Source organism: Sphingomonas sp. Leaf37, assembly GCF_920939475.1.
Classification (GTDB): Bacteria; Pseudomonadota; Alphaproteobacteria; order Sphingomonadales; family Sphingomonadaceae; genus Sphingomonas.
Window position 1 is genome coordinate 299,668 of record NZ_CAKLAX010000003.1, and the last position, 21,171, is coordinate 320,838.

The following is a 21,171-nucleotide window of genomic DNA, read 5'->3' on the forward strand; positions in this document are numbered from 1 at the left end:
GATGAGCACTGCACTCGCCACCACTTCGCCCTCGGGCCTGCCCGAGAAGTTCGCCAACCCGCTGTTGCAGATCAAGGGCGTGCTCGCGCAGCCCGCCGTCCGCCGCAGCCTGCCGATGGCGATGCTCGTATCGCTCGTCGCTGCCGCCGCGCTCGCCTGGATGAGCCTGTCGACACCGACGCAGAAGACGCTGTTCACCGGGCTGACCGATGCCGACAAGCAGGCGGTCACCAGCGCACTGACGCAGGCGAACATCACCAGCCATATCGACGACGGCACCGGCGCCCTGACGGTCGACGAGGACCAGTTCAGCAAGGCACGCATGCTGCTCGCCGGGCAAGGTTTGCCGAAGCAGGCCCCCGGCGGCTATGCGATCCTCGACCAGTTGCCGATGGGCGTCAGCCGCGCCGTCGAGGGCGAACGGCTGCGGCAGGCGCGCGAGACCGAGCTTGCCCGTTCGATCGAGGATATCGACGCGGTCGCCGAGGCGCGCGTGCATCTCGCCACGCCCGAAGCGTCGGTGTTCGTGCGCGACAATGCCGCGCCGTCGGCGTCGGTGGTCATCAAGTTGCAGGGTGGCCGCGCGCTGTCGCAGGCCCAGGTGCAGTCGATCATCAATCTGGTCGCATCGTCGGTGCCGGGCATGAAGCCCGAGAGCGTGACGATCGTCGACCAGATGGGCGCGTTGCTGTCCAAGCCGGGTGCCGGCGGCGTCGATGCCGAGGGCGATGCGCGGCTGGAGATGCAGCGCAAGACCGAGGACAAGGTGCGGCAGCAGCTGGTCCAGCTCCTGACGCCACTGGTCGGCGCGGGCAATTTCACCGCCGAGGTGCAGGCCGACATCAACCTCGACGAGACGCAGGCGACGCGCGAAAGCTACGAGAAGCAGGGCGCCTTACGCGCCGAGACGGGCAACTGGACGGGCAACCAGGCCGGTGGCCCGGCGACGCCCGGCGGTATTCCCGGCGTGCTGTCGAACACGCCGCCGCCCGCCAGCCAGTTGCAGGCACCGCAGGCCGCGAACGGCGCATCGGGCGAACCCGCTCCGGCTGCCGGCAACCCCGCGCCCAATCCCAACAAGCAGAGCGACAGCTTCCAGCGCGCCTACGACCTCGGCAAGGAGGTTTCGGTGACGCGCCAGACGCCGGGTTCGGTCAAGCGCCTGTCCGTCGCCGTGCTGCTGCGCGAACCCGAGAAGGGTCGTCGTACCGCGATGGAAATCGGTCAGGTCACCGATCTGGTGAAGAGCGCGGTCGGTTTCGATCAGGCGCGACAGGATCAGGTGACCGTGATCAGCCGCAAGTTCGCCGACACGGCGGCCGACGCCACCGGCCCGGCCTGGTACGACAACGCCTGGCTGCCGGTGCTCGCCCGCAACGCAACAGCGATCATCATCGCGCTGCTGGTGCTGATGCTCGGCGTTCGTCCGCTCGCCAAGGGGCTGATGAAGAAGCGTGAGGATGCGACGACGCCGGCACTTGCCGGTCCGGCCGGCAGCCCGGCCGCGGACGGCATCACCGTGCATGAATCGGTCAGCCTCGACCGGCTGGAGGCAACGCAGACGGTCGACGACCGGATCGGTGCGGTCCGCGGCTTTACCCGCGACAATCCCGCCCGCGCCGCGCTCGCGATCCGCGACATGATCAAGGCCGACGCCAAGTGAACGCGATCACGCCCGTCGTCGCCGCCGCGCGCAGCTATACCGGCGTCGAACGCGCCGCGGTGCTGATGATGCTGGTCGGCGAGGAGGAAGCTGCGGCCATCCTCCAGAAGCTCGACCCCGAGGAAGTGCGGCAGCTCGGTTCCGCCATGTTCGCGGTCGCGGACGTGTCCGAACAGGAGATGGAGGACGTGCTCGACGATTTCGTCGGCAAGGCGCGCGAGCGTACCGGCATCACTTTCGAACCGCGCCCGCGGATCGAAGCGGTGATGAACCGCGCGCTGGGGCCCGAGAAGGCGGAAAGCGTGCTCGCACGCATCACACCGCCCGAAGCCAATTGCGAGCTCGAGATCCTCGACTGGCTCGAGGCCGGCGAGATCGCGCAGATGATCGAAAAGGAACATCCGCAGATCGCGGCGGTGATGATCGCCAATCTCGATCCCACGGTCGGTGGTCAGGTGCTCGAATTGCTGCCCGATGCGGTGCAGCCCGATATCCTTCACCGCATCGCGCGGCTGGGGCCGATCAACCCCGATGCCGTCGAGACGTTGAAGGCGGTGCTCGCCAACCGGCGCGGCGGCGGCGGCGGTCGTCCCGGCGCCAACGGCCCGACGCTGGGTGGCACGCGCGAGGCGGCGAAGATCCTGCAGGGCGCGCGCAAGGCGACCGAACAGCGGGTGATGCCGAAGCTGTTCAAGATCGACAAGGACGTCGCCAAGGCGATCGAGGAGGCGATGTTCGTCTTCGACAACCTGCTCGATCTCGACGACAAGAATCTGGGTACGCTGATCCGCAACGTCGATGGCGACATTCTGTCGCGCGCGCTGAAGGGCGTCGACGAGAATGCGCGCAATCGCTTCCTCGGCTGCATGTCGGCGCGCGCCGCCGACGGTATCCGCGACGAGATGGAGGCACGCGGGCCGATGAAGCTCGCCGAAGTGCTGGAAGCGCAAAAGGCGATGATCGGTATCGCGCGCAACCTCGCCAAGGACGGCACCATCGTGATGGGCGCGAGCGACGACGATTATGTCTGAGTTCGTCGCCGGATTTGCCGGACGCCACGACACCGCCGCCCACCTGCTCCAGGCTGCGTTCGCGCCGCCGCAGGGCTTCACGCCGCGCGAGATGTGGGCGACGCTGGAACGCGCGATGGGGGGGGATCGGGATGAACCGCGATCCGGCCCGAAGCATTTCAGCCCCGCCGATCCGGGCGGCGAGAAGCCGACGCAGGGCTGGGACCCGCTCGATGCACAGGTGGAGCCGACCGGCTTCATCGATCCGGTCGAGACGGCGCATGCCGCCGGTTATGCCGAGGGGCTGGCCGCGGCTGCCGCAGCGGCGCGCGAGAGCGGCGACCGCGACCGGGCGCTGCTGACCGAACTGACCGCGGCGCTCGCCAATGGCCATCAGCTGGATCGTGATCGCATCGCCACGCAATTGCGCCAGACCGTGCTGCTGCTCGTCAACAAGCTGGTCGGCGAATGCGGCGTCACCGCCGACGTGCTCAACGGCCGCATCGCAGCCGCCGCCGAGATGCTGGCGGACGCGAGCGAATCGGCCTTGCTGCGGCTCAATCCCGAGGATCTGCCGCTGGTCGAGGCATCGCTGCCAAAGTCGATCTTCGCCGCGGGTGACGCATCGCTGCCGCGGGGCAGCTTCGTGCTGGAAAGCGCATCGACGCTGGTCGAGGACGGGCCGGAATTGTGGCTGGGTCAGCTCGCCGAGGCGATCGACCGCGTGCCGGTGCCGGCGCTGGAGCCGCGCTGATGCTCAACCGCTTCACCGCCGATTATCTGGAGACGCTGGGTGTCGCCGATTTCCGCCCGACGCCAAAGGTGTCGGGGCGCCTGTCCTCGTACGACGGCCTGCTGATGGAAGCGGTCGGCCTGTCGCTGCCGGTCGGTACGATCTGCGAGATCGGTGGTCACGGAGACGCCAAGGTCGAGGCGGAGGTGATTGGTTTCCGCAACGGGCGGACGTTGTTGATGAACCTCGGCGGCCCTGCCGCGCTGTTGCCGCGCGCGCCGGTGCGGCCCGTCGGCCCTCCCGGCGAAGCGGAGGTGGGGGATGCGCTGCTCGGCCGCGTGGTCGATGGCGCGGGCAAGCCGATCGACGGGCTCGGGCCGATCCGCGGCGCGCGGAAATGGCCGCTCGCGGGCAAGCTGCAATCTCCGCTGGACCGGGGCCGTGTGCTCAAGCCGATGGATGTCGGCGTGCGCGCGATCAACGGGCTGCTGACGATCGGGCAGGGCCAGCGTGTCGGCATCATGGCGGGGTCCGGCGTCGGCAAATCGGTGCTGCTCGGCATGATGGTGCGCGCGGCGCAGGCCGATGTGATCGTCATCGGCCTGATCGGTGAACGGTCGCGGGAAGTCGCCGACTTTCTCGAAACCAAGGTCGCCGGCGAGGCGCGCAAGCGTGCCGTCGTCGTCGCCGTTCCCGCCAACCATTCCCCCGTGCTGCGCATCCGCGGCGCGCTGCGTGCCACCGCCATCGCCGAAGCCTTTCGCAACGAAGGCAAGAAGGTGCTGCTGATCATGGACAGCCTGACCCGCGTCGCGCACGCCGGTCGCGAAATCGGGCTGGCGCTGGGCGAGCCGGCATCGGCGCGCGGCTATCCTCCGTCGGCGATCGCGATGCTGCCGAACCTGATCGAGCGTGCCGGCACCGACGTGCGCACCGGCGGATCGATAACGGCGATCTACACCGTGCTCGCGGACGGCGACGACGGCAACGACCCGGTGGTCGATTCGGCGCGCTCGATCCTCGACGGCCATATCGTCCTCAACCGCCATCTGGCGGAGCGCGGCGTCTATCCGGCGATCGACATCGGCCCTTCGGTCAGCCGCGTGATGACCGACATCGCGCATCCCGACCACGTTCACGCCGCGCGCGTGCTGCGCCGCCATCTGGCGACGTACGAGGAGAATCGCGATCTCGTGCTAATGGGCGCCTATCGCCCCGGCGCGGATCCCGCGATCGATGCGGCGATCGCCGCGCACCCGGCCGTGATGGAATATATCAAGCAGGGTAGCGACGAGAATGTCTCGCTGGGCGATTCGATCGCCGAACTGACCGGCGTGTTCGGTGCCTGACGCGAAGAAGCTTGCGCGCATCCACCGCGTGCGCACGCTGCAGCTGGGCCTCACCCGCGCCGACGAGGTGCGGGCGCACGAGAAATTCGCGAGCGAGACCAACCTTGCCAGCCGCATCCAGGCGCTGGCGGATGCGGTGTCGCCGACGTCCGATACCGTCGCCAGCGCCGGGTCGCTGGGCGCGCAGGCGCATTTTCGCGAACGGCTCCACCAATCCTCCGCCGCGGCGCAGATGCGGGTCCAGTCGGCCGAGATGTTCGTCAACCGCGCTGCCGAAGCCACCCGATCGGCCAAGCGTGACCAGAGTGCGATCGAGAAACTGCTCGATCGTGCGCGCCGTGCCGCATTGGTCAAAGAAATGCGCGCGCTGGAAGACACCCCCCCGATTTCTCCACTGAAAGCAAAACGGCACGATCCTTGCTGATGGTCGTGGGACACTTGTGTTCCTGACGAGACCTATCGATGATCAACGCCGCCGCAGCCATCGTTCCGACCACTCCCGGCCAGCCGGGCAAGGGTGCGTTGCCGGTTGGCGGCGAGCTGTTCGCGCTGTCGATGTCGACCCTGCCGGAGATGGCCGGCGTGAGTGGCGATGCCCCGGCGAACACGATCCCGCCGGCCGCCGGCGACCCGGTCCGGCAAGCGCTTGCCGCTCCCGGCATGCCGCTGCCGACCGTCGATGCTGCCGCGATCGATCCGGCATTGGCGTGGCTGCCTGCGGTCAATATCGCCGTGCCTGCGCCGATGGAGATCCCGCCTGCGCTGGCGAACGCCGGCACCGATGCGCGACCCGACCGGCCGTTCGTGTTCACCGGCACGCCCGTGCTGAACGGCAGCACGTCCGTCGGCGCGCTGGCGATGGGCAGTACGACGAGACCGGCACCGGCCGTTGCGGTCGCGCCGCCCCTCCCGGACACACCGGCGGTTCGGCCGCTGGCACCTGGGCGAGCAGCGATGCCCGACGCGCCGGCAGGTGACGAAACACCGCAGGCGATCCCGCCTGAGCCGATAGCCGAACCCCTTGCCGCCACGCCCGGGACTTCGCCTGCGACGGCGAAGCCGACGGACACGCCGCAGGCCGCGACGACCACGAACACGCCGCAGGCGGCGACACTGCCGCAAACTTCGCAGGCGGCGACGGGTAACGCGTCGGGTCGCCCCTCATCGGACATGCCGGTCGCAGAGCCGCTCGCTCGCGTACCGGCCAATTCTCCGGCGCCCCGAAAGCGCGCTGCGTCGGCAGATATCGATGCGGCGACGGCTGGCGACCCCGCCAAGCCGCTGCGCCACAAGGGATCGCCGGCAACTGAGACCCTGGCTGCGACACCGGCCGGATCGGAAGCGCCGGCACTTCAGGTCGTGCACGCCACGCTGCCGGCGATCGCACCCGAACCCGATGCTCCCGTAACGGTGTCCGACGACATCATCCCGGACAAGGTGGTGACGCGGCGCGACGCGGCGCCGGAAAACCGGCATCACACCATAAGGGCCAGCTCCGGACCAGCGGTTGACGAGCCGGTCGAAGCAGCGGACGAGGAAGCAACAGAGCTTGCTGCACCGCTGCCGGCAGGCCGGGCCGATCAGACGATCACATCGGCGCCGCTATCCACACCGCCAGCCATAGCGCCCGTCGCACAGGCCCCGACGATTCCCGTCCAGCCGGTCGTGCAGACCGTGGTACAGGACGTCGCCGTTGTGCCCAAGGGCGCGGCGCCGGTTTCGTCGCGCCTTCCTACACGGGAGAACCGGTCGCGACCGGACGACGCTTCGACCCTTCCCGGAACTACGCCGGTGCCGACGTCCGTCGCATCGAACGGTGATTCGGCCGCACTCGCCCCACCACCATCGCAGCGGCCGGAAATGCCTGCGCCGGCACGATCGCCGGCCGACATGCAGGTCGGCGACCGGGTTCCGGCATCGGCCGTGGTCCCCGAGCCGGCCCAGGCAAAGTTGGACGCCGTCGATACCCGGCGCCAGATTCCGGCCGCAGCGAGTGCCAGGCGCTCCCCTGCCGCCGCTCCGCCGATGACTATTCTGCAGCCCGCTGCGGTTGCGCCGGTGGCTATCCCGGTGTCAGAAGACGAGGCCACCGATCCGCAGAGGCCGGAATCGTTCGCGCGCGAACGTTCTGCACCGCGCGTTCCCGGTCCCGCGATTCCATCGGCAGCCCCGCTGCCGTTGCCAGCCGATCCCGGCGTGATCGACCCTGCCGGACGCGCGCCCGATCCGGTTGCGAGACCAGTTCGCGCGACGACACGCGACCCTGCCGGCGCATCGGCAGTTCCGCTGCCGGCGACGGCGACGGCGACGGCGACGACGACGGGGATGGAGACGGGGGCACCTGCTCCGGACCGCGCAGAGCCGACCCCGCGCACGGTCGCTGCCATGCCGGTCGATCAGGTTGCGAACGCCGCGACCGACCTGGCCGGAAGCACGACGCCCGCACCGGCAGGCGTCGCTACGCCATCCGGTCCCGAACGCGCGAAGCCCGATTCGCCGATCCCGGCGACGCAACCTGCGATCATTGCCGATCCCGCACCGCTGATTGATGTGGCGCGTCCGCCAGCCGGGCAGCAGGCACCGGACGACCGCGTCCCTGCCGCACCGGCTCCCTCCGATTCCTCGCCCGTCACGGTCGACGCCCGCTCGACGACCGTATCCCCGGTTCGCGACTCCGGTGCGGCACCGATGGCCGATACGGCCGGCCCGTCCCGCCCCGTCGATGCAGCACCATCGACGCCGGCTGCCACGTCTGTGCCGACGCCCGTCATCGCCGTCGCTGCGCCGGTAGCGGTTGCCGCCGTATCCCCGGCGTCCGATGTCGCGCCGGAAGCGGTGCCGGCCGGGACCATGCCGGCCCCAACCCCTGCCACTGCCCCGACGCCCCGACCGACGTTCATGCGCGAAGTGTCCGGCACGCCGCGCCAGACCGTGGCGCTTCGTCCACGAACGGCGGCGCCGTCGCAGCCGACGGCAGGCACCACCGCTCCCGCGGCGGAAGTGTTCGGTGCGGCGAAGCATGCCGCGACCGGCGCCGACGAGCGCAAGCGCGTCGCCCCGCTCGATCCCGCCGCCCCGACGGTCGCCCCGGTGGCCACCGCTGCCCCGACGCATGGCGCTTCACCCGTCGTCGATACGACCCGGCCGACGCTCGACATGCGACAGGATAGCTGGCCGACCCATATGATCGACCGGATCGAGGCGTTGCGCGATGCGGCCAATGCGAACGACACGCGTATCCGCCTCGTCCCCGATGCGCTCGGCGCGATCGATATCTCCGTCCGGATGGTGGGCGATGCGATCCACGTCCGCTTCGCCGCGGACAATGGCACCACCCGCGCCCTGATCGAGGACGCGCAGCCACGGCTGGCGGAGGTCGCGCAGGAGCGTGGATTGCGGATCGGCCAGACGATCGTCGAGCCCGCGCCTGCAACCCAGTCCGGCGCCGGCCAGTCGTCGTCGCAGCCGCAATCCCAGCCCGGCGGTCAATCGCCAGCCGGCAGCGCGCAGCAGCAGACGGCCACGCAGGGCCAGGGTCAGGCCCAGCCGCAAGCCGGGCAGCAGCAGCCCCGGCAGCAACAGCATACCGCCCCGGCCCGCCAGCCGGCACCGGCGCGGGCCCCCTCCACCGATACCGATGCTGGCACCAACGGCCGCATCGCCTGACATTTGCCTGAGGATCACTGACGATGAGCGACAAACCCGAAGCCGACGCGCCCAAGAAGAAGGGCGGCAAGATGAAGATCGTGATCATGGCGCTCGCGCTGGTCGTGCTGGTCGGCGGCGGCGTGGGCGCGGGCGTCTACGCCGCCAGTGCCGGCCTGATCGGCGGCGGCCATGCCGCGGCAGCGGAGGAGCACGGACCCAAGCTGGTGCCCAAATCCGAACAGAAGCGTCCTGCCGAGGGCGGTGAAGGCGGAGGCGAACATGGCGGAGGCGGCGAATCGTCGGGCAGCGGCGGCAAGCACGTGCCGTCGGGCGGTGGCGGCGATCAATATGCCTCCAACTATTACACGATGGACCCGCAGTTCACCTCGAACCTGCAGGATTCGGTTCATGTCATCCAGGTCGGCATCGCGATCTCGACGCCGTACGACGACACGGTCATTGAGAATCTGAAGACCAACGACATCGCCGTACGCTCCGCGGTGCTGCTCACCCTCGGCGATACGCCGGAGGAGCAGGTGTTCACGTCCGCCGGCAAATTGCAGATGCAGCAGCGGCTGGCGAAGGCGATCAACGGAATTTTAGAGCAGAAAGAAGGATTCGGCGGCGTTCGTAACGTCTACTTTACCAATTTCGTTGTTCAGTGAGGTCATGGTTAACGCCGAGGCAACCTCCGAACGACGGACGCGGGATCGCACACCCGCCGCGCATGCGGCGGGGCTGGGCGCGACCAAGCTCAATCCGTTCGGCGATCTGCATACGCTGCAGCATCTGTCCGCGCGTCTCGCGCGGTCGCTGCGTGGCGTGTTCGAGCCGTTGCTGCGACGTGAAGTGCGGGCCTGGGCCGAACCGCTCGTGGTCCAGCGTTTCGGGGATTACCGTTCGGAGAAGGGCGATCTGCTGACCGCATGGTTGCCGATGACGATGTCGCCGCAGGGTGCCAACGCCCTGTGCGTCCTCGATGGCACCTTCGTATTGCAGCTGCTCGACCTGTTCTTCGGCGGCAACGGCGCGACCCCGCTGATGATGCCGACCGAATTCTCGCCGGCGGCGGATGCGATGGTGGCCAAGATCGGCCAGACGATCGCGGGGCCGCTGCGCACCGCGTGGGAACCGCTCGCCCGTATCGATTTTACCCCGACGCATGTCGAATCCAATGCCGCGATGCTGTCGACGGATGCCGACGATGCGATGATCGTCACCCGATTCGGCATCGCTGCGGGCGACGACCGTCCCGTCTTCGTCGACCTGATCTATCCGGTCACCGCGTTGAAGCCGCATGCGCCGACGCTGACCGGCAAGGTGCTCGACAAGCAGGAGGCGGACCCCGCGTGGCGCACCTCGCTGACCCGCGCGGCGATGAACGTCCGTTTTCCGATCCGCTCGGTGCTCGCCGAGCCGGTGGTGCCGCTGTCGATGCTGATGAACCTGAAACAGGGCGACGTGATCCCGATCAGCATCGAACCGCAGGTGCCGGTAATGGTGGGAACCGATTGCCTTGGGCGCGGCACCGTCGGCACCTCCAACGGCCATGCCGCCGTCCGCCTGACCTCTCTTGCCCGATTCGACGACGAAGGACCTGACGCATGAACGACATGACCGGCGGCTTCCCGCTAGATGCCGGAGTGGCCGCCAATTTCCGGCTGTTGCAGGATGTCGACGTCAAGCTGACGGTCGAGATCGGATCGACCTCGCTGACGTTGCGCGAACTGCTGGCGCTGGGCGAATCGAGCGTGATCGAGCTGGATCGCCAGGCGAACGAGTTGCTCGACGTGTTCGTCAACGGCACGCTGATCGGCCGCGGCGAAGTGGTGACGGTCGGCGATCGCTTCGGCGTGCGCATGACCGAACTGGTCACGCCCGACAAATCCGCGGCGCGGAACTGAGGCGCGATCATGCTCTGGTCCTATATCCTCAAGCTCGTGATCCTGCTGCCGCTGGTGTGCGGCCTGATGATCGGCTGCCTGTACGCATGGCGGAAGCTGGAAACGCGGATGCCCGGTGGCGGCAAACCGTCCAACCGGCTGATCGCGGTCCGGGAAACGATGATGATCTCTCCCGGCCTGCGCCTTGCGGTGCTCGATTTCGAGGGCAAGCGCCTGCTCGTCTCGGTCGGCCGTGGCGGCGTCAACCTGATCGACAAGGTGGACCAGTGACGCCGACCGTGACGCGGCGGGGCCATGGTCCCGCATTGTTCAGGCCCGTCCGCCGCACGACCGGCGCGACGGCGCGCGGGTACAAATGGGTCTGGGCGATCCTCGCCATCGCGCTGGCGCTGCTCGTCGCGATGCCGGCCTTTGCGCAGGCCGCTCCCGCAGCGCCTGCACCGGGCGTCGGCGATGCTGTGGATCGCGCGCTCGGCCAGCTGAGTGCGGGCGCGGCATCCGGCGGGACGCAGAGCGCGCCGCTGTCGCTGTCGCTGCAGGTCCTCATCATCATGGGCCTGTTGACGATCCTGCCGGGCATCCTGCTGATGATGACCAGCTTCACCCGGATCGTGATCGTGCTGGCCGTGCTGCGCCAGGCGATGGGCCTGCAACAGACACCGCCCAACCAGGTGCTCATCGGCCTCGCGCTGTTCCTGTCGCTGTTCATCATGGCGCCGACGATCAGCCAGATGAACACGCAGGCGATCCAGCCCTATGCCGCCGGGCAGCTGGCCGGCACGCAGATGATCGAGCGCGCCGGAGCGCCGCTGCACGCCTTCATGGTCAAGCAGACGCGGATCAAGGACGTGACCATGTTCGCCGACATGGCGAAGTCGGGCCCGTACACGTCGTCCAACGATATCCCGTTCGCCGTATTGCTGCCCGCCTTCGTCACGTCGGAGCTGAAGACCGCGTTCCAGATCGGGTTCCTGATGTTCCTGCCGTTCATCGTCATCGACCTCGTCGTCGCGACGGTGCTGATGGCGCTCGGCATGGCGATGCTGTCGCCGACGATCATCTCGCTGCCGTTCAAGCTGCTGCTGTTCGTGCTGGTCGATGGCTGGGCGCTGACCATGGGCAGCCTCGCCAATTCGTTCGCGACGTGAGGATCCGCTAGATGGACGCCGATTATTTCCTCACCGTCGCCAACCAGACGATGTGGGTGCTGGCGCTGGCCACCGCTCCGATCCTGATCCCCGCGCTGCTCGCCGGCCTGATCCTGGGCATGATCCAGGCGGCGACGTCGATCAACGAACAGACGCTCAGCTTCGTGCCGAAGTTGCTGGTGGTGGCGTTTTCGATCCTGATCTTCGGCAGCCTGATCCTCGGGTTGCTGACGGATTTCACCGTGGGCATGTTCGAACGCATTCCGGAACTGGTGAAATAGTGTTCGCCAAACCACCCGCGTCACCCCGGACTCGTTGCGGGATCCACTGGTCTGCGGCGGAAGGGCTGGAGGCTCCATGGATGCCACCAGCCTCACGTTGCACCCCGGAACGCGTCCGGGGTGACGAAGGTGGTTTGGCGGGCGTTTGCCCGGCGACGAGCGCTGCGTAGTGTTGGGTTTCGGCTTAGCCATCGAACCCAGACTCTGGGCGCTGATCTTCGTCATGGTGCGGATCGGGGCGGCGTTCGTCGTCGCGCCGGTGTTCGGTGCGGTGTCGATCCCCCTCCCCGTCCGCATCGGCCTGTCCGGCGCGATCGGCATCTTCGTGCTCGCTGTTCATCCGATCGTGCCGCCGGCGCAGATTTTCGCGGTGGCGACCTTCCTCGCGATCTTCGCCGAAGCGCTCGTCGGCGCGGCCATCGGCTTCATCCTCCAGATCGCGTTCGCCGCGCCAATGATCGCATCGGAGATGATCGGCGGATCGATGGGCATCGGCTTTGCCTCGTCGGTCGATCCGCAGAACGGCCGTTCGTCGCCCGCGCTAGGCCAGTTCTTCACCGTCATGCTGACCTTGCTGTTCCTGTCGGTCGACGGGCACCTCGTCCTCGTCGAGTTGCTGGTCAAAAGCTATGAAACGATGCCCCCCGGTACCTGGGTCGCGCCCGACCGGCTGAAACAGATCGCCTTTTTCGGCGGCTATGCCTTTCTCGCCGGCCTGCTGCTCGCGCTGCCGGTCGGCTTCCTGCTGCTCTGCCTCAACCTGATCGTCGGCATGGTCAGCCGCGCCGCACCGGCGCTCAACCTGTTCTCGGTCGGCCTGCCGGCCAGCACGGCCGTCGGCGTGGTCGCGCTCGCCGTCGCCTTTCCGGCGATGGGCGATTACATGCTGGTCATCATCCGCGAAGGACTGGCCGCCACCCAGGCGATGGCGGGCGGCTGATGTCGGAATCCGGTGGCGACAAGACAGAAGCACCAACACCCAAGCGCAAGGAAAAGGCGGCGGAGGATGGCAACATCCTCAAGTCGAAGGACCTCGCGACGGCATTGGTGGTCATGGCGGGTGTCGCCTGGCTGATCTTCGCTGGTCCCTCGCTGGTCGCGGCGTGCAAGGCGGTGATGGCGGCGAGCTTCCAGTTCGACCGCGGCGACGTCGAGGATTTCTCGCCGTGGCGGCCGTTGCAGGAGGCGGGTACCAAGCTGCTGCCCTCGCTCATCACGTTGTTCGCGGTCAGCGTGATCGCGACGATCGTCAGTTCGGCCGGCCTCGGATCGCTGACGTGGAACAGCAAATTGTTCGCCTTCAAGGGCAACCGCATCAATCCGGCGTCCGGACTGAAGCGGATCATCGGGCCGCAGGGCTGGATCGAGCTCGGCAAATCGCTGCTGAAGGTCGTGCTGCTGAGTGTGATCGGCGGCTATATGCTGTGGAAGTCGAGCCGCACCACGCTGGGCCTGTCCTCATCCAGCCTGGGCGATGCGGTCGCGGCGCTGGGCGGCACCTTCATCGGCATCATGATTGCGATGGCCGGCGGCCTGCTCGCCATCGCGCTGTTCGACGTGCCGATCCAGATCGTCCAGCTGCTGTCGAAGCTGCGCATGACCAAGCAGGAGGTGCGCGACGAGCATAAGGAGAGCGAAGGCTCGCCCGAGGCGAAGGGCCATCAGCGCGCGATGCAGCGCGCGATGGCGACCGGCGGCGTACGGAAAGCGGTGGCGGAGGCGCATGTGGTGCTCACCAACCCGACGCATTTCGCCGTCGCGTTGCGATACGATCGCGGCAAGGATCAGGTGCCCGTCGTCGTGGCGAAGGGTCGCGGTGCGACCGCGCTGGCGATCCGCGAGGTGGCAGGCGAAAGCCGCATACCGATCCTCGAATATCCGATGCTCGCCCGCGCGGTCTATTACACCAGCCGCGAGGGCCAGGAGGTGCGCGACGACCTGTACGTCGCGATCGCCACCGTGCTCGCCTTCGTCTTCAACCTGAACGCCGCAGCGGGCGGGACCGAACAGCCGCCGATCGACGTGCCGGAGACCGCCCGGTTCGACGAACACGGCATCAAGATCGAACGGAAATCCTCTTAATCTTTGCCGGCAGCGGCCGTTAACAGTGATGAAGCGCGGAGTTCGACGATGGCCACCACGATTGCAACGACGAGCACCCCGACACCCACGGTCTCCACGGCCGCAGGGGTCACCAAAAGCGCCGCGCAAAGCATCCTCACCTCGCTCAACACCGGGTCGGGCGTCGATACCGACACGCTGGTCACCCAGCTGGTCCAGGCGCAGTTCGCCGCCAAGACCGCCGCGCTCACCGCCCGCAACACCGCGCTCACCGCGCAGATCTCGGCCGCGAGCACGCTCAAGAGCACCATCGCCAACTTCTCGACCGCACTGGGCACGCTGATCGGCGGCGGTGCGCTCCAGACGCAGCCCGTCAGCTCGAATACCGGCGTCCTGTCCGCCTCGGCGATCAGCGGCGCGAAGGTCGGCAACCTGAATTCGAGCGTGACCGTCAACGCGCTCGCCACCGCGCAGGGCGCGCGGTCCGCCAGTGTCGCGAGCCGGACGACGCCGATCGCCACCGGCAAACTGACGCTGACGCTGGGCACCGCAACCTATAACGCCGCCGGCACCGCGATGACCGGCTTCACCGCCGGCAGCACCGCCGCGGTTTCGATCGACGTGACCAATGGCACCCCCGACGGGATCGCCGCCGCGATCAACGCCGCCAAGACCGGCGTTACCGCCAGCGTCATCACCGACGCCGACGGCAAGGCGGTGCTGTCGCTGAAGGGCGATACGGGGTCGGCGCAGGCCTTCACGTTGAAGGCGGACGATGCGAACAGCGCGCTCAACCAGTTCAACGTCGGCGTCAACACCGGCACGCTGACCGGCACCGCCGCCAATGCCCAGCTGATCGTCGACGGCGTCGCGGTACAGCGCGCGAGCAACACGATCACCGATCTGCTGCCGGGCGTGAAGCTGCAACTGGGTGCCGTATCGACCACCCCCGTGTCGCTGACGACGACGCGCCCGACCAGCGCGCTGAGCCAGGCGGTCGCGGATTTCGTCGAAACCTACAACCAGGTCTACGCCAGTGCCAGGAACGCGACCAATGCGGTCGACGGCGATCTGAAGACGGACAATGCGGCGAAGTCGCTGCTGCGTTCGTTACAGGGGCTGACCACCAAATCGATCGCTTCGGCCAGCACGGCGGGTGCCCCCACGACGCTGGCCCAGCTGGGCATCGCCACCAATCGCGACGGCACGCTGACGGTGAACGCGGACACGCTCAACAAGGTGCTCGCCACCTATCCGGACGAGGTGGAGGCGATGTTCGCGACCACGTCGAGCAACGCGATCGGCCTCAACAGTTCGCTCGCGTCGATCTCTCTCGCCGCCTCCAGCAGCCTCTACGGCCTGGGAGCGTCGACGACGCGCTACACCAAGGCGCAGAGTGACCTGTCGCTGGAACAGGAAAAGATCGCGTCGCAGTCGGAGACGATGACGACCCGAATGACGCAGCAATTTTCGAGCATGAACAGCAAGGTCACCGCCTACAAGGCGACCCAGACCTTTCTCGAGAACCAGATCAAGGCGTGGAACAAAGATAGCTGATGGCCTACGCAACGCTCCTCTCCGGCGACCCCTACGCCACCTATCGCCAGATCGACGTCGTCGGCCGTACCGCCGAGGCGCAGGGGCCGGGTCTCGTGCAATTGCTGTACGAGGAACTGGTGTCCGCGCTGCGTGCAGCGGCCTGGGCGGTCGAGAACAACCAGCTGCGCACCAAGAGCGAGCGCATCACCCGCGCTACGGCGATTCTGTTCGCGCTGGAATCGGGGCTCGACTTCGAACGCGGCGGCGAGGTGTCGAACACGCTCGCGCGGCTTTACGCCGGTATCCGCCGCACGGTGGTCGACGCTTCGGTCGGGATCGATCCGCGCCCGTTCCGCGCGGCGGCCGACAGCCTGAGCGAGATCGCCGAAGCCTGGCGTACCGCGCGGGCGGCCTGAGGATTTCGTCGGCGGGGACGTCGCCTACCTCCCCCTCCGTCACGCCTTCGGCGCGCCACCACCCCCTTGCGGGGGAGGACTGAGAATATGCTTACATTCCTCCCCCGCGAGGGGGAGGTGGCGCCGCGAAGCGGTGACGGAGGGGGAGGTGGACGATGAACTCCGTCAAAACGTACACACCTTACCTCCCCCTTGCGGGGTCAGAAATGTGCTATTTCTGGAACCAGTGCTGCTGGACGAAATAGCCGATCACCCCGATCGTGATCGCACCGCATAGCCCCAGGATCGCATCGAACGCCCACGGCTCCTGCGCATAGGGCAGATGCGCCACGTTCATTCCGTACAGCCCGGTGATGAAGGTCAGCGGCAGGAACACCATCGCGACGATCGAGATCACCAGCGAGCGGCTGTCGATCTGCTCGCTGCGCAGGTCGGTGAGCGCTTCGTGCATCAGCGAAGCGCGCTCGCGGATCGATTCCAGTTCTTCCGCCATGCGCGCGGCGCGATCGGCCGCGGCGGCGAGGTGGCGGCGATCGTCTTCGGCCAGCCATTCGCCGGGCAGCGTCGCGAGCTTCTCCAGCGCAGCGCGTTGCGGGGCGAGGAAGCGGCGGTAGCCGATCGCGGTCACCCGCACCTTGGTGACGGTGCGGCGCAGGTCGAATACGCGATTGGCGTCGAGCCGTTCCTCGCAATCGTCCAGTTCGTCGCCGAGATCGGCGACATGCGGATCGAGGTCGCTGGTGATCGCGGTCGACACGGCGGCAATGAAGTCGCCCGGATCGACGATGCCACCCTGTTCCACCTGCGTCTCGACCTCGGCAATACCGATCAGCGGTCGCCGGGTCACCGAATAGACGCGACCCTTGATCGCCCAGATCCGCACCGATGCCAGCGGATCACCCGACGACATTTCCTCCGACGATCGCCCGCGCAGGTTGAGCAATGCGCCGTTCTCGAACGCCTCGCAGCGTGGCCGCGTCTCGGTCGCGGTCAGCGCGTCGACGACGTAATCGCTGAGTTTCGCGGCGTTGCGCAGCCATTCCTGCGCCTGTTCCTCGTTGGTGTTGAGGTGGACCCAGACGAAATCAGCGGTGCAGGACAGCGCCTCCTTCACCTCGACGCGCGTCGCCGTGCCGCCGGTGATCCGATAGCCGAAGCCGCTCATGCCATCGTTACTTCGACCGTGAGGCCGGGTTCGGACGAAAGCCCGGGTGCCCATACCTGCCGCACCGCATCGGCGCGGGCGCGGTCGAGGATCGCAGCCGGGACGCCGGGATGGTGGAGCACGCGATCGGCATTGGCGAGGCTGCGCGCCTGCCGCAGCGTCAGATCGTCCGGATCGACGGAGGTAAGCACGATTCGGACGGATCCCGCCTCGCGCGCCTGATCGTCCGACAGCCAGCGCTCGACATCCGCATCGCCCGCCAGCGGGTCGAGCGGCGCACCCGCCGCCATCGCCGCGCCCAGTGCGCGCCGACGCTCGCCGCCATCGGGATACCGCCGCCGCAACGCCGGCCGCGCCGCCTGCAACCGTTCGGCAAGCAGGCCGAGACCTGCGGGAAGCAGCGCCTCCAGCCGCTGCCGCAGCGCCGCCGCCAATCCTGCCGAGACGCCGCCGGTGCCGATCGCGATCAACACCGGCGCACGATCGATGATGGCGGGCGTAGTGAAGTCGCAATGCTCCGGCCGATCGACCGCGTTGACCAGCAGCCTGCGCGCCTTCAGCCGGGCGACCGCCGCCAGCGCCTCGCCCTCATCGTCGATCGCGACGATCGCCAGCGATGCCGCCGCATCCTCGCCGACGATGATCGCACCGGCGCGTTCGAGCAGGCGGCGCTTGGCGTCCGCCGCTTCGCCCTCCCCCAGCAGGATCACCGGACGGCCCGCCAGCCGGACGAACAGCGGCAGGCTGTGCAGCGTCACCGGTTCAGCCACTCCGGCACGCGTTCGGCGGCCAGGATCATTTCCGGCACGATGCGATCGGCGACCACGGCGAACCGGTCGCCGTCAACCAGCACCTCGGGCACCAGCGCGCGGCTGTTGTAGGTCGACGCCATCGTCGCACCATAGGCGCCGGCGGTGCGGAACACGGCGAGATCGCCGCTCTTCACGGTGGCGATCTCGCGCCCCATGGCGAAGGTGTCGCCGCTTTCGCAGACCGGCCCGGCGATATTGGCGGTCATCCGTTCGTCCGTCTGCGTTACCGCGTCGAAATCGTGCCACGCGTCATAGAGCGCCGGCCGCGCGAGGTCGTTCATCGCCGCATCGACGATGACATAGGGGTTGGTGACGCCGGGCTTCACCCAGATCACCTCGGTCAGCAGCACGCCCGCATTGCCGGCGATGACGCGGCCGGGTTCGAACATCAGCTCGACGTCCCAGCCTCTGGTCACCCGCGCGACCATCGCACCGTAATCGGCCGGGCTCGGCAGCACGTCGTCCTGCTTGTACGGCACGCCCAGACCACCGCCCAGATCGACGCGGCTGATCGTGTGGCCGGCGGCGCGCAGGTCGGCGACCAGCTGGCCGATGCGGCGATACGCCTCTTCCAGCCGCGACAGATCGGCGAGCTGGCTGCCGATATGACAGGCGACGCCGCGCAGATCGAGCCCGTCGAGCGGGGCCAGCCGGTCGAACATCGCCGGTGCCTGATCGATCGGCACGCCGAACTTGTTCTCGGCACGCCCGGTCGAAATCTTGGCATGGGTGCCCGCATCGACATCCGGATTCACGCGCAGCGTCGCGGGGGCAACCTTGCCCTTCGCATGCGCGATCTGCGCGAGGACGACGCCCTCTTCCTCCAGCTCCAGATTGAACTGGCCGATGCCCTCGTCGATCCCACGGGACAGTTCGCCGCGGGTCTTGCCGACGCCGGAGAAGACGATGTCCGCTGCCGGGATGCCCGCGGCGAGCGCCCGCGCCATCTCGCCGCCCGACACCACGTCGGCGCCATAGCCTTCGTCGGCGAGCACGCGCAGCACGGCGACGTTGGGATTGGCCTTGATCGCATAGGCGAGATGGATGCGACCGACGTCCTTCAGTCCGTCGCGGAACACCTGCGCATGGCGGCGAAAGGTCGCGGTGGAATAGACGTAGACCGGCGTCCCCACCTCTTCGGCGATACGGCTGAGCGCCACATCCTCGCAATGGAGGATGCCGTCGCGGTAATCGAAATGGTTCATGACAGGATCAATGCTGGCTCAGTTCGGCGGAAGGTCGAACTCGTCGCTGCGGCGCTGTTCCGAATTCCTCAGGAGTTCGGTGCTGCGCTGCGGACGCTGTTGCGTGGTGGGCGTGAGCAGTTGCGCCGGCGTCGGCGTCGCCTTCGCGCCATACGGCGCAGGTGGCAACGATGCGCCTTCTGCCGGCTCCAGCTGTTTGGCCGCGCCGCAGCCGGCGAGCGCCAGCGCCAGCGCGAAGGGGATCAAGCGTTTCATCACAGCGTCTCCCGCGCGGCGGCGATCGCGGCGCGCACATTGGCAGGCGCAGTGCCGCCGAAGCTGGTGCGGCTGGCGACGGAGGCGTCGACCGATAGCACGTCGTACAGGCTTTCATTGACGCGCGGATCGATCGCCTGAAACTCCGCATAGGCTAGCTGGTCGAGCCGCACGCGCAGTTCCTCGGCGCGCTTCACCGCACGACCGGTGACGTGGTGCGCCTCGCGGAACGGCAACCCCGCCTCGCGCACCAGCCAGTCGGCGAAGTCGGTGGCGGTGGCGAAACCGCTCTCGGCCAGTCCACGCATCCGGTCGGTGCGGAAGGTCGCGCTGGCGATCATGCCGGTCATCGCGGCGATCGACAGGCCGAGCAGGTCGTGCGCCTCGAACACCGGCGGCTTGTCGTCCTGCATGTCCTTCGAATAGGCGAGCGGCAGGCCCTTCATCGTCACCATCAGCGCGGTCTGGCACCCCATGATGCGTCCGGCATGACCGCGCACCAGCTCGGCGGCATCGGGATTGCGCTTCTGCGGCATGATCGAGCTGCCGGTCGACCATTGATCGGACAGCGCGACGAAACCGAACGGCTGCGACGCCCACAGCACGAATTCCTCGGCCAGCCGCGACAGATGCAGCGACGTCTGCGTCGCGCAGGTCAGATAATCGATCGCGAAGTCGCGGTCGCTGACGGCGTCCAGACTGTTGCGCGTCGGCCCGTCGAACCCGAGCGTCCGCGCCGTCATCTGCCGGTCGAGCGGAAAGCTGGTCCCCGCCAGCGCCGCCGATCCGAGCGGACACAGGTTCATCCGCGCCCGCGCATCGCGGAACCGCGAGATGTCGCGCGCCACCATCTCGACATAGGCCATCAGGTGATGCCCCAGCGTCACCGGCTGCGCCGATTGCAGATGGGTGAAGCCCGGCATGACCGCATCGGCATGCTCTTCGGCGCGGGTCAGCAGCGCGCCCGTCAGCTCACCAAGTGCGGCGAGCACCTGATCGATCGCATCGCGCACCCACAGCCGAAAATCGGTTGCGACCTGATCGTTGCGCGACCGCGCAGTATGCAGCCGTCCCGCGACCGGGCCGATCGCCTCGGCAAGCTTCGCCTCGCTCAGCATGTGGATGTCTTCGAGCGCCAGATCCTCAGGCACCCCGTTCGCGGCATAATCCGCGGCGACCGTTTCGAGGCCGGCGTCGATCGTCGCGGCGTCTTCATGCGAGACGATGCCCTGTTGCGCCAGCATCGCGACATGCGCCTTCGATCCGGCGATATCCTGCCGCCACATTCGCTTGTCGAACGGGATCGAGGCGTTAATCTCACGCATCACCGCTGCCGGGCCTTCGGCGAACCTGCCGCCCCACATCGAATTGGAACCCGTCATGTCCCTGCCGTCATCCTCGCGCGTAGCGATTGCCTGTCTCCTGGCGCTGACCGCCGCCGGTTGCGATAGGCAAAGCGCCGCGCCCGAGCAAGCCGCGCTGAATCAGGCAAACGTGACGACCGCGTCGCCCGACGAAGCCACCGGCTCCACGTCGGCCACGATGGTCGGCGTCGATCGCAGCCATAAGGGAGAAACTGCGCCGGCGACGATGTTCAAGGATGCCGCGGGCAAGCCGACCAGCCTCGCCGCATTCCGGGGTAAGCCGGTGCTGGTCAATCTCTGGGCGACATGGTGCGGCCCCTGCGTCGCCGAACTGCCGACGCTGGAGGCGCTGGCGAAGGGCGGCACCGTCCGCGTCGCCGCGATCAGTCAGGATACCGGCGCTGCGGCCAAGGTACCCGGCTTCCTGAAGGAACATGGCGCGCCGTCGCTGACACCTTATCTGGATGACAAGATGGCGCTGTCGCTTGGCTGGAACGCCAACCTGCCGACGACAATCCTGTTCGACTCCGCCGGCAAGGAGGTGTGGCGCTGGAACGGGGGGAACGAATGGAACGGCGCGGCAGCGGCCAAGCTGATCGCCGAAGCGGCCTGATCGTT

At 67.9% G+C, this 21,171-nt stretch carries 22 protein-coding genes; 17 read left to right on the plus strand and 5 right to left on the minus strand.

All coding sequences use genetic code 11. The features are described 5' to 3' along the window. The first annotated feature begins 1 nt into the window (after window position 1). From fliF to fliS, 16 genes are all read left to right on the plus strand, one after another. Window positions 2-1,663 (plus strand): flagellar basal-body MS-ring/collar protein FliF, encoded by a 1,662-nt coding sequence (gene fliF / locus LRA87_RS11125; RefSeq protein WP_230631538.1) that lies wholly within the window; start codon window positions 2-4, stop codon window positions 1,661-1,663. Beyond that, window positions 1,660-2,694 carry a flagellar motor switch protein FliG gene (gene fliG / locus LRA87_RS11130; protein ID WP_268934855.1) on the plus strand — a complete coding sequence of 345 codons (1,035 nt, stop codon included), beginning with the start codon at window positions 1,660-1,662 and terminating at the stop codon, window positions 2,692-2,694. The genes fliF and fliG overlap by 4 nt, the downstream gene beginning before the upstream one ends. Next, window positions 2,687-3,427, plus strand: coding sequence for a FliH/SctL family protein (locus LRA87_RS11135; RefSeq protein WP_230631539.1), 741 nt, complete (start codon window positions 2,687-2,689; stop codon window positions 3,425-3,427). The genes fliG and LRA87_RS11135 overlap by 8 nt, the downstream gene beginning before the upstream one ends. After that, window positions 3,427-4,755, plus strand: a complete 1,329-nt coding sequence (locus LRA87_RS11140) for a FliI/YscN family ATPase (protein WP_230631540.1) — start codon at window positions 3,427-3,429, stop codon at window positions 4,753-4,755. The genes LRA87_RS11135 and LRA87_RS11140 overlap by 1 nt, the downstream gene beginning before the upstream one ends. After that, window positions 4,748-5,179 (plus strand): hypothetical protein, encoded by a 432-nt coding sequence (locus LRA87_RS11145; RefSeq protein ID WP_230631541.1) that lies wholly within the window; start codon window positions 4,748-4,750, stop codon window positions 5,177-5,179. The genes LRA87_RS11140 and LRA87_RS11145 overlap by 8 nt, the downstream gene beginning before the upstream one ends. Window positions 5,180-5,217: 38 nt before the next feature. Then, on the plus strand, window positions 5,218-8,421 hold the full coding sequence (locus LRA87_RS11150) for a flagellar hook-length control protein FliK (protein WP_230631542.1): 3,204 nt from the start codon (window positions 5,218-5,220) through the stop codon (window positions 8,419-8,421). A 23-nt stretch (window positions 8,422-8,444) separates the two neighbouring features. Next, window positions 8,445-9,068, plus strand: coding sequence for a flagellar basal body-associated FliL family protein (locus LRA87_RS11155; RefSeq protein ID WP_230631543.1), 624 nt, complete (start codon window positions 8,445-8,447; stop codon window positions 9,066-9,068). A 4-nt stretch (window positions 9,069-9,072) separates the two neighbouring features. Then, complete coding sequence (locus LRA87_RS11160) at window positions 9,073-10,011, plus strand: flagellar motor switch protein FliM (RefSeq protein ID WP_230631544.1); 939 nt, start codon at window positions 9,073-9,075, stop codon at window positions 10,009-10,011. After that, a complete protein-coding gene (gene fliN, locus LRA87_RS11165) occupies window positions 10,008-10,307 on the plus strand; it encodes a flagellar motor switch protein FliN (protein ID WP_230631545.1) in 300 nt (99 codons plus the stop codon). The genes LRA87_RS11160 and fliN overlap by 4 nt, the downstream gene beginning before the upstream one ends. A gap of 9 nt (window positions 10,308-10,316) precedes the next feature. Continuing rightward, window positions 10,317-10,577 (plus strand): flagellar biosynthetic protein FliO, encoded by a 261-nt coding sequence (locus LRA87_RS11170; protein WP_230631546.1) that lies wholly within the window; start codon window positions 10,317-10,319, stop codon window positions 10,575-10,577. Next, window positions 10,574-11,455: a flagellar type III secretion system pore protein FliP gene (gene fliP / locus LRA87_RS11175; RefSeq protein WP_230631547.1), complete on the plus strand. Its 882-nt coding sequence runs from the start codon at window positions 10,574-10,576 to the stop codon at window positions 11,453-11,455. Before LRA87_RS11170 ends, fliP begins: the two co-directional genes overlap by 4 nt. Window positions 11,456-11,466: 11 nt before the next feature. Next, the gene (fliQ, locus tag LRA87_RS11180; RefSeq protein ID WP_230631548.1) at window positions 11,467-11,736 is read left to right on the plus strand and encodes a flagellar biosynthesis protein FliQ; all 270 of its coding nucleotides are present in this window, start codon (window positions 11,467-11,469) and stop codon (window positions 11,734-11,736) included. 169 nt (window positions 11,737-11,905) lie between these two features. Further along, on the plus strand, window positions 11,906-12,676 hold the full coding sequence (gene fliR, locus LRA87_RS11185) for a flagellar biosynthetic protein FliR (RefSeq protein WP_230631549.1): 771 nt from the start codon (window positions 11,906-11,908) through the stop codon (window positions 12,674-12,676). Next, entirely contained in the window at window positions 12,676-13,818 is a 1,143-nt protein-coding gene (flhB, locus tag LRA87_RS11190) for a flagellar type III secretion system protein FlhB (protein WP_230631550.1), read from the plus strand. Before fliR ends, flhB begins: the two co-directional genes overlap by 1 nt. A gap of 48 nt (window positions 13,819-13,866) precedes the next feature. Further along, window positions 13,867-15,354 (plus strand): flagellar filament capping protein FliD, encoded by a 1,488-nt coding sequence (gene fliD / locus LRA87_RS11195; RefSeq protein ID WP_230631551.1) that lies wholly within the window; start codon window positions 13,867-13,869, stop codon window positions 15,352-15,354. Beyond that, window positions 15,354-15,752 carry a flagellar export chaperone FliS gene (gene fliS / locus LRA87_RS11200; protein ID WP_230631552.1) on the plus strand — a complete coding sequence of 133 codons (399 nt, stop codon included), beginning with the start codon at window positions 15,354-15,356 and terminating at the stop codon, window positions 15,750-15,752. The genes fliD and fliS overlap by 1 nt, the downstream gene beginning before the upstream one ends. Window positions 15,753-15,963: 211 nt before the next feature. On the opposite strand, the gene LRA87_RS11205 is transcribed toward fliS, so the two are convergent. The 5 genes from LRA87_RS11205 to argH are packed head-to-tail and all read right to left on the minus strand — an operon-like array spanning window position 15,964 to window position 20,553. Then, window positions 15,964-16,917, minus strand: a complete 954-nt coding sequence (locus tag LRA87_RS11205) for a zinc transporter ZntB (protein ID WP_230631553.1) — start codon at window positions 16,915-16,917, stop codon at window positions 15,964-15,966. Next, window positions 16,914-17,675: a precorrin-2 dehydrogenase/sirohydrochlorin ferrochelatase family protein gene (locus LRA87_RS11210; RefSeq protein WP_230632248.1), complete on the minus strand. Its 762-nt coding sequence runs from the start codon at window positions 17,673-17,675 to the stop codon at window positions 16,914-16,916. The genes LRA87_RS11205 and LRA87_RS11210 overlap by 4 nt, the downstream gene beginning before the upstream one ends. Further along, complete coding sequence (gene lysA, locus LRA87_RS11215; RefSeq protein ID WP_230631554.1) at window positions 17,672-18,934, minus strand: diaminopimelate decarboxylase; 1,263 nt, start codon at window positions 18,932-18,934, stop codon at window positions 17,672-17,674. Before lysA ends, LRA87_RS11210 begins: the two co-directional genes overlap by 4 nt. Before the next feature lie 18 nt (window positions 18,935-18,952). Continuing rightward, complete coding sequence (locus LRA87_RS11220) at window positions 18,953-19,189, minus strand: hypothetical protein (protein WP_230631555.1); 237 nt, start codon at window positions 19,187-19,189, stop codon at window positions 18,953-18,955. After that, window positions 19,189-20,553 (minus strand): argininosuccinate lyase, encoded by a 1,365-nt coding sequence (gene argH / locus LRA87_RS11225; RefSeq protein ID WP_230632250.1) that lies wholly within the window; start codon window positions 20,551-20,553, stop codon window positions 19,189-19,191. Before argH ends, LRA87_RS11220 begins: the two co-directional genes overlap by 1 nt. 130 nt (window positions 20,554-20,683) lie before the next feature. On the opposite strand from argH, the gene LRA87_RS11230 reads away from it, so the two are divergent. Then, on the plus strand, window positions 20,684-21,166 hold the full coding sequence (locus tag LRA87_RS11230) for a TlpA family protein disulfide reductase (protein WP_230631556.1): 483 nt from the start codon (window positions 20,684-20,686) through the stop codon (window positions 21,164-21,166). Window positions 21,167-21,171: the final 5 nt, after the last annotated feature.

Coding starts and splice junctions, on each gene's coding strand:
- LRA87_RS11205 (WP_230631553.1), bottom strand. CDS start 16,917: ATGAGCGGCTTCGGCTATCGGATCACCGGCGGCACGGCGACGCGCGTC.
- LRA87_RS11220 (WP_230631555.1), bottom strand. CDS start 19,189: ATGAAACGCTTGATCCCCTTCGCGCTGGCGCTGGCGCTCGCCGGCTGC.
- flhB (WP_230631550.1), top strand. CDS start 12,676: ATGTCGGAATCCGGTGGCGACAAGACAGAAGCACCAACACCCAAGCGC.
- fliF (WP_230631538.1), top strand. CDS start 2: ATGAGCACTGCACTCGCCACCACTTCGCCCTCGGGCCTGCCCGAGAAG.
- fliD (WP_230631551.1), top strand. CDS start 13,867: ATGGCCACCACGATTGCAACGACGAGCACCCCGACACCCACGGTCTCC.
- LRA87_RS11140 (WP_230631540.1), top strand. CDS start 3,427: ATGCTCAACCGCTTCACCGCCGATTATCTGGAGACGCTGGGTGTCGCC.
- lysA (WP_230631554.1), bottom strand. CDS start 18,934: ATGAACCATTTCGATTACCGCGACGGCATCCTCCATTGCGAGGATGTG.
- LRA87_RS11160 (WP_230631544.1), top strand. CDS start 9,073: ATGGTTAACGCCGAGGCAACCTCCGAACGACGGACGCGGGATCGCACA.
- LRA87_RS11135 (WP_230631539.1), top strand. CDS start 2,687: ATGTCTGAGTTCGTCGCCGGATTTGCCGGACGCCACGACACCGCCGCC.
- fliS (WP_230631552.1), top strand. CDS start 15,354: ATGGCCTACGCAACGCTCCTCTCCGGCGACCCCTACGCCACCTATCGC.
- LRA87_RS11155 (WP_230631543.1), top strand. CDS start 8,445: ATGAGCGACAAACCCGAAGCCGACGCGCCCAAGAAGAAGGGCGGCAAG.
- fliQ (WP_230631548.1), top strand. CDS start 11,467: ATGGACGCCGATTATTTCCTCACCGTCGCCAACCAGACGATGTGGGTG.
- argH (WP_230632250.1), bottom strand. CDS start 20,553: ATGTGGGGCGGCAGGTTCGCCGAAGGCCCGGCAGCGGTGATGCGTGAG.
- LRA87_RS11170 (WP_230631546.1), top strand. CDS start 10,317: ATGCTCTGGTCCTATATCCTCAAGCTCGTGATCCTGCTGCCGCTGGTG.
- fliN (WP_230631545.1), top strand. CDS start 10,008: ATGAACGACATGACCGGCGGCTTCCCGCTAGATGCCGGAGTGGCCGCC.
- LRA87_RS11150 (WP_230631542.1), top strand. CDS start 5,218: ATGATCAACGCCGCCGCAGCCATCGTTCCGACCACTCCCGGCCAGCCG.